Annotated in this window: 13 protein-coding genes; 3 read left to right on the forward strand and 10 right to left on the reverse strand. The window is 71.1% G+C overall.

The window, feature by feature from the left end; translation table 11 throughout:
• Positions 1–169: 169 nt before the first annotated feature.
• The 4 genes from fxsA to ACFYMC_RS24820 form a co-directional block, all read right to left on the reverse strand.
• On the reverse strand, positions 170–748 hold the full coding sequence (fxsA, locus tag ACFYMC_RS24805; RefSeq protein WP_388528993.1) for an FxsA family membrane protein: 579 nt from the start codon (positions 746–748) through the stop codon (positions 170–172).
• A gap of 100 nt (positions 749–848) precedes the next feature.
• Positions 849–1628, reverse strand: a complete 780-nt coding sequence (locus ACFYMC_RS24810) for a polyprenol monophosphomannose synthase (RefSeq protein ID WP_388529020.1) — start codon at positions 1626–1628, stop codon at positions 849–851.
• 437 nt (positions 1629–2065) lie between these two features.
• A complete protein-coding gene (locus ACFYMC_RS24815) occupies positions 2066–3721 on the reverse strand; it encodes an amidohydrolase (RefSeq protein ID WP_388528995.1) in 1656 nt (551 codons plus the stop codon).
• An 87-nt stretch (positions 3722–3808) separates the two neighbouring features.
• Complete coding sequence (locus tag ACFYMC_RS24820) at positions 3809–4249, reverse strand: Lrp/AsnC family transcriptional regulator (protein WP_388529022.1); 441 nt, start codon at positions 4247–4249, stop codon at positions 3809–3811.
• A 212-nt stretch (positions 4250–4461) separates the two neighbouring features.
• On the opposite strand from ACFYMC_RS24820, the gene ACFYMC_RS24825 reads away from it, so the two are divergent.
• The gene (locus ACFYMC_RS24825; protein ID WP_388528997.1) at positions 4462–4902 is read left to right on the forward strand and encodes a hypothetical protein; all 441 of its coding nucleotides are present in this window, start codon (positions 4462–4464) and stop codon (positions 4900–4902) included.
• Positions 4903–4925: 23 nt separating this feature from the next.
• Here ACFYMC_RS24825 and ACFYMC_RS24830 read toward each other — a convergent pair whose 3' ends face one another.
• Together ACFYMC_RS24830 and ACFYMC_RS24835 are read right to left on the reverse strand one after the other, a co-directional pair.
• Positions 4926–6032 (reverse strand): phosphotransferase family protein, encoded by a 1107-nt coding sequence (locus ACFYMC_RS24830; protein WP_388528999.1) that lies wholly within the window; start codon positions 6030–6032, stop codon positions 4926–4928.
• 54 nt (positions 6033–6086) lie between these two features.
• A complete protein-coding gene (locus tag ACFYMC_RS24835) occupies positions 6087–7220 on the reverse strand; it encodes a hypothetical protein (protein ID WP_388529001.1) in 1134 nt (377 codons plus the stop codon).
• Between the two features lie 143 nt (positions 7221–7363).
• Between ACFYMC_RS24835 and ACFYMC_RS24840 the strand changes: the two genes are divergently transcribed.
• Both ACFYMC_RS24840 and ACFYMC_RS24845 read left to right on the forward strand, forming a co-directional pair.
• Positions 7364–7573 carry a hypothetical protein gene (locus ACFYMC_RS24840; protein ID WP_388529003.1) on the forward strand — a complete coding sequence of 70 codons (210 nt, stop codon included), beginning with the start codon at positions 7364–7366 and terminating at the stop codon, positions 7571–7573.
• A gap of 457 nt (positions 7574–8030) precedes the next feature.
• Complete coding sequence (locus ACFYMC_RS24845) at positions 8031–8465, forward strand: hypothetical protein (protein WP_388529005.1); 435 nt, start codon at positions 8031–8033, stop codon at positions 8463–8465.
• Positions 8466–8958: 493 nt separating this feature from the next.
• Here the strand turns inward: ACFYMC_RS24845 and ACFYMC_RS24850 are convergent, their stop codons facing one another.
• The 4 genes from ACFYMC_RS24850 to ACFYMC_RS24865 form a co-directional block, all read right to left on the reverse strand.
• Positions 8959–10131, reverse strand: a complete 1173-nt coding sequence (locus ACFYMC_RS24850) for an acyl-CoA dehydrogenase family protein (RefSeq protein WP_388529007.1) — start codon at positions 10129–10131, stop codon at positions 8959–8961.
• Between the two features lie 538 nt (positions 10132–10669).
• Complete coding sequence (locus ACFYMC_RS24855) at positions 10670–11347, reverse strand: TetR/AcrR family transcriptional regulator (RefSeq protein WP_388529009.1); 678 nt, start codon at positions 11345–11347, stop codon at positions 10670–10672.
• 134 nt (positions 11348–11481) lie between these two features.
• Positions 11482–11625 carry an SCO1431 family membrane protein gene (locus tag ACFYMC_RS24860; RefSeq protein ID WP_388529010.1) on the reverse strand — a complete coding sequence of 48 codons (144 nt, stop codon included), beginning with the start codon at positions 11623–11625 and terminating at the stop codon, positions 11482–11484.
• Between the two features lie 166 nt (positions 11626–11791).
• Entirely contained in the window at positions 11792–12802 is a 1011-nt protein-coding gene (locus ACFYMC_RS24865; RefSeq protein WP_388529012.1) for an ArsR/SmtB family transcription factor, read from the reverse strand.
• Positions 12803–13144 lie beyond the last annotated feature (342 nt).

Consider the following 13144-nt stretch of genomic DNA (forward strand, 5'->3'; position numbering starts at 1 on the left):
GCCCCGCCCGCGCGGGGGGGGGGGGGGGGGGGGGGGGCGGCCCCCCCCCCCCCCCCCCCCCCCCCCCCCCCCCCCCCCCCCCCCCCCCCCCCCCCCCCCCCCCCCCCCCCGCGGCTCTGCGTGCTGCGCTGCTCGCCGCCACCCGGTACGGGTCAACCGACCCAAGAACTCAGGGCTGCAACGGCGGGCGCGGGGTCTGGGGCTGGGAGTCCGATCCGGATGACGGCTCCGAATCGCGGATGACCTCACCTTGCACCACCTTGCCACCGGGACGGTGCATCCGCGCCTGTTGGTACGCCTCCCCCGGGCCACTGGAGCCCGCTGCGGTCACCCGACGTTCCAGGGAACGGGCGACCCGCCTTCCGAACCAGCTACGGACCGGGGGGATCAACAGCGCGAGCCCAAGGCAGTCGGAGAGCAGACCGGGCGTCATCAGCAGGAGCCCGGACAGCATGAGGAGGCCGTTTCCGCGCGTGGCAGTGGGTGGCCCGGCCGCCGCTGCCGCTTGCTGCTGTTGGAGGGTCGCAGCCAGGTTCTGGAAGGCACGGCGACCAGCCCGCTTAATGACCACGGCGCCCAACACGAAGCCGGCCACCAGTACCGCGAAGACCACGAAACCGCTGGTGGCATAGGCGAGCTGGGCGAGCAGCCAGACTTCGAGAACAAGCCAGGCAGCGACCGCAAGGGGTAGGAGGGTGCGGGCACGGGAGCGCTTGGGGGTCGTAGAGCTGGGCACAGCGGTCATCATGCTCCCCAGTGTGCCCGGCCGATCGCCGGAACGAGATAAAGGGGACCTCAGCACCGACTCGCATCCACGGGCCGCTGGCCCGCCACGGCCCCGCTTGACTTCACGAGCGCCGGTCCGGGTCCCGCCTGCCCAGCATCTGGCCGGCGCGCTTGCCCACTCCCCAGGCGGTCACCCGCCACAACGCCTCGACCACGATGTCCCGGCTCATCTTGCTGTCCCCGAATTCCCGCTCGACGAAGGTGATCGGGACCTCGACCACGTGGAAGCCGGCCTCGACGGCCCGACGCGCAAGGTCCACCTGGAAGCAATAGCCGGCCGAGGCGACCTGGTCGAGGCCGAGACCCTCCAGGGTCTCCTTGCGGAAGGCCCGGTACCCGCCCGTCACGTCGCGCAGCGGCACGTCGAGCATCAGACGCGAGTAGGTGGACCCCCCTCGGGAGAGGAGTTCGCGGTGCCTGGGCCAGTTGACCACCCGGCCGCCCGGCACCCAGCGTGAGCCGAGGACGAGGTCCGCGCCCTTGAGCGCGGTGAGCAGCCGGGGAAGTTCCTCGGGCTGGTGGGAGCCGTCGGCGTCCATCTCGACCAGCACGCCGTAACCGTGCTCGATGCCCCACCGGAAGCCGGCCAGATAGGCGGCGCCGAGCCCCTCCTTGCCCTTGCGGTGCAGGACCTGCACCTGGGCGTCCTCAGCGGCGATGGCGTCTGCGGTCTTGCCCGTGCCGTCCGGGCTGTTGTCGTCGGCCACGAGGATGTGCGCCTCCGGCACAGCCGCCCGTACCCGGGACACGATGGCCTGGATGTTCTCCGCCTCGTTGTAGGTCGGAATGATCACCAGTGCCGTGCCCAGCGGTCCGTACCGCCGCTCCCCGCCGTCGCTCACTGAGTCCCCTCGCCTTCCGTTCACGCGCCCCACCCTATCCAGCACCGTGTCGGGGCAGTTCGGCGGCGCGGGTTCCGTCTGAGCGGGTGGTGATCCGTACTGCGGATCGGGCCTGGCGTCCTTCGGGCCGGCCCGGCACTCGCTGGCTGCGAGTACACCGGGAACCGTTGTCTACTGAACGCCAGGGCCCCACCCGAGTCACACCGGCCCGCCGGAGAAACCTTCCCTCGCCCCCGAGGCGCGGGCGCTGAACGTGCGGTTCGTCCGGGCCGGGCGTCCTGCGGTGCACCCGGCCGAAGTTACCCGCCAGCAGCGGCCCGCTGTCAACAGCCGCTCCACCTGCACCGTTCACCACAACGGCCTGGTCAGGGAGGAGACGGCCGGTATTCTCCGGTCGACCGGGCGCCCATCGATCGGCCCAATCCCGCCCCGGATGCTCACTCCCCTGGGCGTACGTACACCGTGTGACCGGCAACCACCGTCCGCAGACATACCGGCAGGTCCCTGCCCGGGGTCAGATCCGGCAACCCCGGTGTTCCCGAACGCGGGTCAGTGGACCATCGGGCGACTCGGTCGTCCGGAGCCTGCACCACCAGCTCCTCCGTGCGCCAGACGGCATAGTCCGCCGGGGCGCCCGGCACCAACGAGCCGGCGTCATCGCGGCCCAGCGCGCGCCACCCCCCGCGGGTATGGGCGGTGAAGGCCGCTCGGACCGAGATCCGGTGCTCGGCGGTGCGGTGGAACGCCGCAGCGCGTACCGCACCCCACGGATCCAGCGGAGTGACCGGAGCGTCCGAGCCGAACGCCAGCGGTACACCGGCGCGCAACAGCGCCGCGTAGGGGTTGAGGGTGCGAGCCCGCTCGGCGCCCAGCCGGTCGGCGTACATGCCCTCGGCGCCACCCCACAGGGCGTCGAAACGCGGCTGCACCGAAGCGGTCAGACCCAGTTCGGCGAAGGCCGCGATGGTTTGGGCGGTCAGCATCTCCGCATGCTCCACCCGGTGCCGGGCCGCGCGGACCCGGGCCAGCCCCACCCGCCCGGCCGCGGCCCGGATGCCCGCCACGACCGATTCGATGGCCCCGTCCCCAATGGCGTGGAAGCCGGCCTGAAGCCCCGCCTCCGTACAGGCGACCACATGCGCGGCGATCTCCTCGCGGTCCAGGTGCGCCGTGCCGGTGTGCCCGACGTCCGCGTACGGAGCGCACAGCCGGGCCGTGTGCGACCCCAGGGAGCCGTCGGCGAAGAGGTCACCACCCGCGCCCACCGCACCCAGGGCGCGCGCCCGCGCGACGTCCCGCTCCGCCCAGTAGCCGAAGACCCGTGGACCGGGCTCCTGGGCGGCGAGCTCCAAGAGGGCCGTGAAGTCCTCGGCGGAGGAGATGTCCGGGCCTGCGCACTCGTGGATGGATCCGATGCCCAGCGAGGCCGCCTGGCGAAGCGCGGCTCTCTGTGCCTCGGCCCGTTGCTCGGCGGTGAGCGCGCCGTGCGCGGCGGCCCGCACCGCGTGGTGTGCACCGCCGGTGAGAGGTCCGTCCTCGTGGAAGCCCGGCTCGCCCCGCACCCCGGGTACCAGGTCGAGCAGGGCGGTGGTGACGACGGCGGAATGCACGTCGATCCGCGTCAGGTAGAGCGGGCGACCGCCCGCGGCCTCGTCGAGTTCGGCCCGGTACGGCGCCCGCCGTTCGGGCCAGCGGGCCGCGTCCCAACCGTGGCCGAGCAACACCCGGTCCGCGGGACGACTGCGGGCATGGGTGCGAACCCGCTCCAGAGCCTGTGACAGGGACCGCACCTCGGACAGGTCCAGGCCGGTGATCGCGAGTCCGGCGGCCGTGGTGTGCACATGGGCGTCCGTGAACGCCGGAGTGACCAGCGCCCCTTCCAGGTCGAGGACCTCGTCCACGCCGCTCGCGAAGGCATCGGCTGCCCCTTCGGAGCCCACCCAGGCGATCTGGCCGCGTTCGACGACCATCGCGGTGGCGAAGGGATCGGCGGGACTGTGCACCTCCCCGCCGCGGAGGAGGACCGTGCGTTCGGACGGGTGGGCGGGCTGTCCACTGGCGAGGGGAGTTCGGGGGGAGGCGCTCTCGGTCATGGGGACAAGTCTCCCGCCTGGGCGCCACGCCCCGTGCCCCGGGGTGGCCGGCCGGGAGTCGCGGAAGGACGGACCCGGCCGGACCCGTCAGACGCGGGGCGGTCGCGCCTCGTAGGGGGTGGAGAGCACGACGGTGGTGCGGGTGGAGACGCCGGCGAGCGCCCGCAGTCGACTCAAGAGGTCCTCCAGTTCCAGCGGGGTGGCCACCCGGACCTTGAGGATGTAGTTCTCGTCGCCGGCCACGCTATGGCAGGCCTCGATCTCAGGGACCCCGGCCAGCCGTTCGGCGATGTCGTCGGGCGCGCTGGGGTCGAAGGGCTTCACCGAGATGAAGGCCGTCAGGGGCAGGCCCACGGCTTCTGCATCGACCACGGCGGCGTACCCTCGGATCACTCCGCGCTGTTCCAGCCGGCGCACCCGCTGGTGGACGGCCGAGGTGGACAGGCCGGTGGCCTTGCCGAGGTCCGTGTAGCTCATGCGACCGTCTCTGACGAGCAGATCAACGATCTGCCGGTCCAGCTCCTCCATTGCGCTCATAGCCGCAACCTATTGCCCCAAGAGCCCTCCAGGACAGTCGAAGTGACATCGTAAGCGGCATGCACACCAGGCATGTGACGAAGGACACAAACCCCCAGGGGTGTGTGGGAGCTTCCGGTGGTTACTCGTGACCGGTTACGGGCATTGCTTGGGTTGGCCGAGGCGAACCTGCCTGCTCGGCCCAGCCAAGGGGGAGTACCACGATGCCGAACAACAAGCGCGCCGGCCGCACCGGCGCGGAGTACGTCGAACTCGTCGCCGACTTCGAGGACGAGGATCCTGACTCCCGGGACGCCCTTCAGGAGCCCTCCGACGCCTTCCGGGTGACCTGCCCGGACTGTGCGCAGTCCATCGCCCTGTGCCCCGAAGAGGAACGACTGCCGCAGCACGCCGTCTGCCTCAACGCCTGGAACCCCTTCGGCATCACGCTGTGCCCCGGCACCGGCCGTACGGTGGCGGGCACGCTGCCCGCCGTCGAGGTCACCCTCGACGGCGAGGAGAGCGAGGCGATCGTGCTGGCGCTGCCCCAGGGCCTCGACTGGCGCACGCAGCCCTTCTCGCACGTCGGCGGCCCCGGATCGCGTCCCGTGCGGCTGACGGCAGTGCCCCGGATGCGACGCGGCGAGGTCCTCCAGGCCGCCTGACGGCCACGCCGCGACCTTCGCGGTCACTGCCCGCGGGGCCAGTAGCTTCCCTGCACCATGGCGGCCAGGCTGGCGTGGTGCAGGATCAGTTGGTCCGGGTCCGCCGGTATCTGGGCCTCCCCGAAGTGCACTTGGCGGTAGGCCACCCGCAGCATCACGATGGCGTGCCGCAGCGCCGCGTAGAGCGTGTAGAAGTCCATGTCCGCCGGCGTGTGGCCGGTCAGCTGCGCATATCGGGACTCGACCGCGTCCCGCCGCAGGAAGCCCGGCAGCCCGGGCTGACCGAAGCCGGTGGTGAGGTCCTGGAAGAAGCGGTGCAGGTAGACCGTCCAACCCAGGTCGACCTCGCGCGGGGCGAGGGCCGCCATCTCCCAGTCCAGGACGGCGGCCGGCTCGAAACCCTCATAGACGACGTTGCCGATCCTGGCGTCCCCCCAGCTGAGGACGGACGACCCCTCCTCCTGGGGCCACATCTCCTCCAGACGCGCGAAGGCACGCTCGATCAGCGTGGAGCGGGGACGCCCCTCGACCACCCAGGTGTAGTAAGCCCGCTGCCCGTCCACGTGTTTGCGCAGCGGGCTGCCCGGCCCCGGGGGCAACAAGAAGCGGGCCCGCGCCGCCGGGAACTGATCGTGCAGGCGGGCGAGGACGGCAATACTGGCCGCTTCGAGCCGGTCGCGTTCCGCGTCGCTGGCGTCGTGGAGCCAGTTGCCCTCGTAGGTGTAGGGCATGACGTCCGGCGGCACGCGGCCGGCCACCCGTTCCATCACGAAGAAGGGCGCACCGAGGGGTCCGGGGTCTTCTTCCAGCCAGTACACGCGCGGCACGGGAACCTCGGTGTGCTCGGCGACCAGCGCCATCACCCGGTATTGGCGGGGCATGTCGTACGTCGGGAAGACGGTGTACGCGGCCGGATCGGCGGCCAGCCGCAGGGCGCACCCACGGACCGGCGACGAGGGGTGCTCAATGTCGAACAGCAGGGTCTCACTGGACATGCCGTTGGAGTCGGGCACGGTGACGGCGTGGACACCCGCGCCGGGCAGTCGGATGGCGAGCCAGTGGTTGATTCGGCGGGCGAGCTCCCGGGGGTCCCGGGTGGAGGTGCGGGGACGGGGGACGGGGGCGGTCATGGGGGCGGCTCCGTGGGGTAGGAGACGGAATCGGGCAGCGAGGCGGCGCGGGTGTCAGGGAGCGAGGGAGTCGTAGTCGGCGAAACCGCTCGGGTCGTGACGTCCGAAGCTGCCGTGCTCGAAGATGCCGTGCCCGATCCGGCCGTCGAAGGTGAAGCGGGCCGAATGGTCCGTGACCCCGAAGGCGGCCATCGGGTGCGCGCTCGGTTCGCCGAGGTCGTAGACGCGTCGGTCCACCCAACCGCGCCCCTGCCAACTGCCGTGCTGCCAGTCGACGGCCGGGGGATAGCCGGCGCCGACGGCGAGCGGCGAGGAAGCGAGGACTTCGACGCCGAGTTCGCGCGGTCCGTGCACCGGATCGGTGAGGTGGAGGACGGCGGTCTCCGGGTGACGGGTGCCTGGTCGGTAGTGGATCTCGGCGCGGGGCCAGCCGAGTTGGGTGTCGTGGACTCCGCTTCCTTCGGGATGCACCTGGAGCGCCTCGTTGAGGGTCCGGTGCCCGTCCGCGTCCTCTTGGACGATGACCATCAAGAAGCGGTCGTCGAAGCGGACCGGAATCCACAGCCAGTGGAACCCTTCCGGGCGATGTTCCTCGGCGGCGCGCCCCCCGTCCTCTCCCGGGAGGGGGCGTACGCCCCAACTGCGGTCCCGGGTACCGGTCCACCGAGTTGGGTCCACACGGAGTTCCTCGCCGCCGGCCCGTATCCAGCCGGCCGGTTGGCCGGCCTGGACGAAGCGGCGGCCCTCCAGCGTCAGTCGGTCGCCACGCCGTTGGACGTGGTGGGGTTCCCAAACAGCGGGGAAACAAGCGGTCCAGCGCAGGTCGAACGAGAGGGCTGTGGGGTCAGTGGAATCTGGGTCACATTGCAAGGTGACCTGCTTGAGTGGAGTGTCAACTGTGATACTCAGCGGTCCCACCCTGAGCGTCATCCGGTCTTCAGGAAGCGCATCCGAAGCACGCACGGCGTGGAGTTCTCCGCCCAAGCGCAAGGTGGCGTAGGCGTCGATCACCCCACTGTTCGGATAGACACCCAGGCCAGTGATCAGCACGGCCCGCCCCTCGTGGTCGAACACCTGGAAGATGCAGCGGTCATAGGCGTTGCGGTCCCCCGTCACCACGTGCTTCATGGACAGGGGCGCCTGGTGGATGGGGTACTCATCGAGTGCGACGGGCCGATCCGTGGGCATGGCGATCCTCCTGAGCCGGACGGGCAAGCCAATATGACGGTACGTCAGATATGGTTCGCGAGGCCAGACTCGTGTCACCGGTCGCACCGATGCACTAATCACCTCGCCGGTGACCCGGCCGTCCGGAGCGCCGTTGCCCCGGTATGACGACCCTGCTCAGTGCGCCCACCACGGGGCGCCGGCGGCGCCCCGTGCCGCCCGGTTACGAGGAACCGGTTCCCCAACCCCCGGCCGATCCCCCCATCTACCGTGAGCTGTTGAGGCGCTGGGCCGCCGAGGGCCGCGCCCTGCCCGGGCACCGGGACCCCGAGTGGTCACGACTGGTGTCCACCCGGGTGTGGCCCACCCACTGAAGGAGCCCGCCGCAACTGCACCGACCACCGGTCGGTCGGGTCCGACGTCGGTGCCGCAACCGGGCCGCGGCCGGATCAGTCGCCTCTCTGCCGCGCCGGAAGGTCGCCGGCCCGCCGGGCAGAGCGGTTTCCCACACCTCCCGCAATTCACCCATTTGGACGCGGACGAATCGCCTCTCCTGCCGTGGAGGCGCAGGGTCGTCAGTACCTACCGTGCCCGTGTGCGCGAAAGAGGTGGTGCGTTGTTCTCCTCCCCCGCGTAGAGACGGGGATCCAGTGGTCGCCCGTTGGGGTTCCTGCTTCACCGGCGCTGTCGATTCCCGTGTGAGCGCAGGGTGCGGCCCGTGGTGGCAAGCGCCGAATCGCCCCGGCGGCGATTCGCCTCTGCCTGACGTCTTCCACGAGAGCTTCGAATCCTCCCCGGCCCGAAGACCGGGGAATCCACGAAGGAGTCCCGATGACCAGCACTCCGAGCGGCGCCCCGGGTGGCGCCGCGCCCACCCCCGGCTCCAGCGGCTCCTGGGCAGCCGGAGGCTCGCTGTTCGCCGGCGCCTTGATGATCATTGGCGGTTTCTTCGGAGTTTTCGAAGGCATCGCCGGGATCGCGAGCGACGAAGTTTACGCCCGCGTCGGTGACTACACGTTCAAGTTCGACCTCACCGCGTGGGGCTGGATCCACCTGATCCTCGGCATCATCGTGATCATCGTCGGCTGGGGCATCTTGCAGGGCGCTGAATGGGGCCGGGTGGTCGGCATCATCGTTGCGAGCCTGTACGTCCTGGCCCACTTCCTGTGGCTGCCCTACCAGCCGTTCTGGGCGATCGTCGCCATCGCCGTCGGCGTCTTCGTCATCTGGGCCCTGTGCACCGAAAGCTCGAGCCGCCGGGCCTGAAAGCCGGCGCGCGGCAACCGGACCGCGGGGCCCGCGCCCGTACCGGCCACACATGCCGGGGCGCCGGGCCCCGGTCGTGCGCCGGCCTCGCGGGTCAGGCTCGACCGGGGGAAACGCGAGGCACGCAAAAGCACCCTCGATGCCTCGTGAGGCACTCATCTGGCGCGGGGGGGGGGGGGGGGGGGGGGGGGGGGGGGGGGGGGGCGCCCCGGCGCCCCCCCCCCCCCCCCCCCCCCCCCCCCCCCCCCCCCCCCCCCCCCCCCCCGCCCCTCCTACGTTCCACACCACAGGCGGGGCGGGATCACGGCAGGTCCCCGTGGCCGGTGCGGCATCGACAGCTCCGCGCCCACCCTGCTCGCGCGGCCCTCGCCACCGTGGAGGTCGGCCCCCGGCTCATCCGCGAGCCGGTACCGGCCGGGTCGGCCTGGGGCCAGGGCGTCGCTCGCCCTTCGTCACGGGTGGCCACACCGGCGGCGGGTTGATCGCGATCGGGTCAGCGGGACTCGGGCCCCAGTAGGTGGCGGGCGATGACCATGCGCTGGATCTGGTTGGTGCCCTCCACGATCTGCAGGACCTTCGCCTCCCGCATCAACCTCTCGGCGGGGAAGTCCGCGGTGTAGCCGTAACCTCCCAACACCTGAACCGCGTCGGTGGTGACCGCCATGGCCGCGTCGGTGCAAAACAGCTTCGCCATGGCCGCTTGCCGGGAGAACGGCTTGCCCTGGTCGCGCAGTCGCGCGGCGGTCAGGTACAGCGAGCGTCCCGCCTCGATCTTGGTTGCCATGTCGGCGAGCATGAAGCGCAGGCCCTGGAAATCGGCGACCGGTCGGCCGAACTGCTGCCGGCCCGCGGCGTAGGCGGTGGCTTCGTCCAGAGCCGCCTGGGCCACACCCACCGCACAGGCCGCGATGCCCAGCCGTCCGCTGTCCAGCGCGGAGAGCGCGATGGTGAAGCCCTGCCCCTCCTCGCCGAGGCGACGGGCGTCGGGGACGCGGACCCCGTCCAGGTGGAGCTGGGCGGTCGGCGAGCCCTTCATGCCCATCTTCTTCTCGGGGGCGGCGGCACTGAAGCCCGCCGCGTCCCCGGGCACCAGGAAGGCGGTGATTCCACGCGGTCCCTCGGCTCCGGTCCGGGCGAGCACGGTGTAGAAGTCCGCGACGCCACCGTGGGTGATCCAGGCCTTGGTACCGGTGAGTATCCAGTCGTCTCCGTCGCGCACGGCCTTGGTGCGCAGCGAGGCCGCGTCGGAGCCCGAAGCCGGCTCGGAAAGGGCGTACGCGCCGAGCAGTCCGCCGCCGAGCATGGCCGGGAGGTGGTCGGACTGCTGCTGCTTGGTGCCGTATCCGGCGAGCGCGTGACAGGACAGCGAGTGGACGCTGACTCCGAGGCCGACCGTCAGTCGGGCCGCAGCCAACTCCTCAAGGACCTGGAGGTAGACCTCGTACGGCTGGTCACCTCCGCCGAAGGCGGAGTCGTAGGGCAGACCGAGCAACCCGGACTCGGAAAGGAGCGTGAACACCTCGCGAGGGAACCGGCCGGCTTCTTCCTCTTCGGCGGTCCGGGGGCGAATCTCCCGTTGGATGATCTCGCGAACGAGCGCGAGAAGGTCACGGGACTCCTCGGTGGGCAGCTGTCGGTCCACCGGCTGCGGAGCGAGGTCGTTCATGGCGGCGCTCTCCTCCCTGATCGGGCGCTGCGGCGGAGCGCACGCGGGGTGTGGCAGCGCCGCCGGATCTTGAGTATTCACAGCCGTGTTCACCTCCCCGGGTCTCGGAAGAGGCTGATCAGCGGCTGCGGCGGGTTGAGTATGCCTGATCTGCGGGCTCTCGTCACGGGGTCGGGCCCTGGCCCCCGCCGCCACCGGTGCGGCTGCTTCCAGATTGCCCGACCTGGCGCCCGACTACCTCCTTTTGTACGCCGACCGGCAGGCGGGGCGGCCTGTGGGAGAAGCACCCGATCATGGAACGGTTGCGTCTGCACAGCGCAGGGCGGGACCGAGGCCCTCCGGATCCGCGGCACCCACACAACGACGTCCGGCCCGGCCTCCGCCCCGCCCCGCCCCGCGCTAACGGCCCGCAGGCCGGTAACGGTGTCCCCGCGTCGGACGGGTGCCATTTGCACTGGGTTACATTCGGATGTTCCGACGAAAGCGGCGGGGTGTCACGGCGGCTGTCAGATGTCCGACGGGGACCGCGGGGGCGCCCTCAGGGCGACGGGGCGGCGCGCGGAGCCGGCTCGGCCTCGACCTCGGGCGGGGGCGCCGGACAGGCGGGCACGAATTCTTCGATGGTGCTCATCGTGGCCCGCAACAGTCGCACAAGCAAGGCCCCGAACTCCGCTCGCGACGGCCGCACCTCGTCCTCGCAGGAGTCGATCCACTCCAAGGTGGCCCCTTCCACGGCCGACAGCCAGCCGATCAGGGCGAGCCGGGCCAAAGGGGGCGGCTCGCGGTGCCCGTAGGCACCTTCCGCGATAGTGGCGACCAGTTCCGTGCGTACCGCGTCGCGGATGCCGAGCACCTCGGCATCCGAGCCCACTCCGCCGGTGGCGATGGTGCGGTAGGCGGCACGGTGGTGCTCGGCGTACTGCAGGTAGCCGTCGACGGTACGGCGCACCCGGGCGGCTCGTGGAAGTTCCGGTTCGCTGCCGGCCCGGGCCACCAGTTCGGCCACCGAGTCCTCGATGACCGCCAGGTAGTAGCCGCGCTTGCTGGCGAAGTAGTAGTAGATCAGGCCCTTGGCGATGCCGGCCTGACGGGCGATGTCGTCCATCGACAGCACGTCGTAGGACGTATCGGCGAACAACCGGCGCCCGATGGCTATGAGTTCCGCGCGGCGGAGCTGCGATCGACCGGTCTTGCAGTGAAGTTGACTATTGTTCAAATCTTGCCCTAGGTTCGAACTGCCACAAGGTGCCCGCAGTATGGCAGAGCAGTACCGGCCATTTCTGACGGCCACACTCCGGCACTGGTACACGGCCTTCACCCCGCCTTCGGTGAGCCCAGCGCCTTGGGGCGCTAGAAGAGTCCGGCCTCGGTGACGAACATGGCCACCACGACGACGAGCACCCAGCCCAGCGCGTGCTCCAACCACTTGGTTTCGTCCCGGGGGCCGCCAGTGCCCGGGCGGGCCCGCAGACGGGGCTGGGTAGAGGTGCTCACCACCATGACGCTCTCGCTCTTCGCTCGTCGGACGATTGCATCCCCCACCGCCCGACCACACTGCCAGCGCATTCCGGTTCCAGGCTAGAGACCTGACTCACGCTGCCCTCGTGCACCCGGCGCACCCCGGGCGCACGGGGAGAGTCAGAGGCCCGCGTGGCGAGCGTCACAGTGCAGATGGACGCCCCGCAAGCTCCCTACCGAGCAGTTCGACCCCGAGCGCCGTGATCGTGTGCAACACCCCGCTGCCGCGTCTGGAGGTGGTGATCAACCGGGCGTTGCGCAGGACGGTCGCGTGCTGGCTGGCGGCTGCGGGCGTCACACCCAGGCGTCGGGCCAGCTCGGTGGTCGTACAGCCATCAGCAGCCACTCTCAGCGCAGCGGCCCTGGTCCGGCCGAGGAGGGCGCCCAGCGACCCCTCGGTGGCGGGGCGCGGCGCCCACAGCGCGGAGCCGGCAGCGACGTCGTTGAGGGTGGGGATCTCCAGCAGGGGCGCCGCGTCGAGGTCCTGGGTGTCCCAGCACAGGACGGCCTGGCGCCACAGGAAGACGCCGGGGGCGACGACCAGGCCCCGACCCCCCAGGTGGACCTCCTTCTCCGCGGCCTGCTGCACTTCAAGCACTGGAGGACGCCATCGGATCAGGGGAACGGACAGTGTCGCGAGGAAACCCTCGACACCGCTCTCGGTGAGGGTGCGGGAGTAGGCGGCCCGGACGGCTTCCACGTGGGCCCGGATGCCGTCCCAGTAGGGAGCGACAGTGGCGGCGTGGGCCGCCACGACCGCGGCGGCGAGCAGCCGCAGACTCCGCGCGTCCCCATCAATGAGCTCCTGCGCCCAGGGGACCTGGTCGCGGCGCAGCGGCAGGTGTTCGATCTCGGCTCGCAAGAGCGAACGGGGCGCGTGCAGGAGGTTGTCCGCCACTTCCTCGATGCTGGACGCGTATCCCGTCAGGGCACGTAGGTCCAGGTGTGGCTGACGGGAAGTCAGAAGGGAGGTCAGAGGCAGGTGAGTTGGACCGAGCCTCCCCGCGACCTCGGTCCGCCACCTGCGGAAGGGCAGTGCGCCCGGGTGGCTGCGCAGGAGCAACAGGGCACCGACCGTCTCCTCTGCCGCACCGACGGTCGGTCTGACCCGGACCCGAGCGAGGTCTTGCGAACTGAAGTGAATGCGCAGCAATGGACACCCCTTCCCGTCCCGCCACTTCGACACCACCGGCGGGCCGCGGACCCCTTGGACCACGAGTCCCGCAACCGCAGTCTGCGCGGTCGGCCTCGCCCGCGTCCAGCTCGGCATTAAGCCAGGGCTAAAGCGGTTGGGCCTGGCGGCGGGCCCTGGAGCAGACTGCCACTGCCCCTGCGCGCGCTGCCCGGGACGGGGGTCCGAGCAGCGCGCGCAGGGGGGCTGTGCTCTTCGCGACCAGCAGCTCGCCCCCCGTTATGTTTTCTGCGGTTCCGCAATGGGGCCGCTGGCCTCTGGGCCCGGCATGGCTGTGTCCCCCTGTCGATGGCATGACCTGGG

The sequence above is a fragment of the Streptomyces sp. NPDC006879 genome (genome assembly GCF_042869595.1).
Taxonomy (GTDB): Bacteria; Actinomycetota; Actinomycetes; order Streptomycetales; family Streptomycetaceae; genus Streptomyces.

Coding starts and splice junctions, on each gene's coding strand:
- ACFYMC_RS24830 (WP_388528999.1), bottom strand. CDS start 6,032: ATGACCGCCCCCGTCCCCCGTCCCCGCACCTCCACCCGGGACCCCCGG.
- ACFYMC_RS24845 (WP_388529005.1), top strand. CDS start 8,031: ATGACCAGCACTCCGAGCGGCGCCCCGGGTGGCGCCGCGCCCACCCCC.
- ACFYMC_RS24850 (WP_388529007.1), bottom strand. CDS start 10,131: ATGAACGACCTCGCTCCGCAGCCGGTGGACCGACAGCTGCCCACCGAG.
- ACFYMC_RS24840 (WP_388529003.1), top strand. CDS start 7,364: ATGACGACCCTGCTCAGTGCGCCCACCACGGGGCGCCGGCGGCGCCCC.
- ACFYMC_RS24835 (WP_388529001.1), bottom strand. CDS start 7,220: ATGCCCACGGATCGGCCCGTCGCACTCGATGAGTACCCCATCCACCAG.
- ACFYMC_RS24825 (WP_388528997.1), top strand. CDS start 4,462: ATGCCGAACAACAAGCGCGCCGGCCGCACCGGCGCGGAGTACGTCGAA.
- ACFYMC_RS24820 (WP_388529022.1), bottom strand. CDS start 4,249: ATGGAGGAGCTGGACCGGCAGATCGTTGATCTGCTCGTCAGAGACGGT.
- ACFYMC_RS24815 (WP_388528995.1), bottom strand. CDS start 3,721: ATGACCGAGAGCGCCTCCCCCCGAACTCCCCTCGCCAGTGGACAGCCC.
- fxsA (WP_388528993.1), bottom strand. CDS start 748: ATGATGACCGCTGTGCCCAGCTCTACGACCCCCAAGCGCTCCCGTGCC.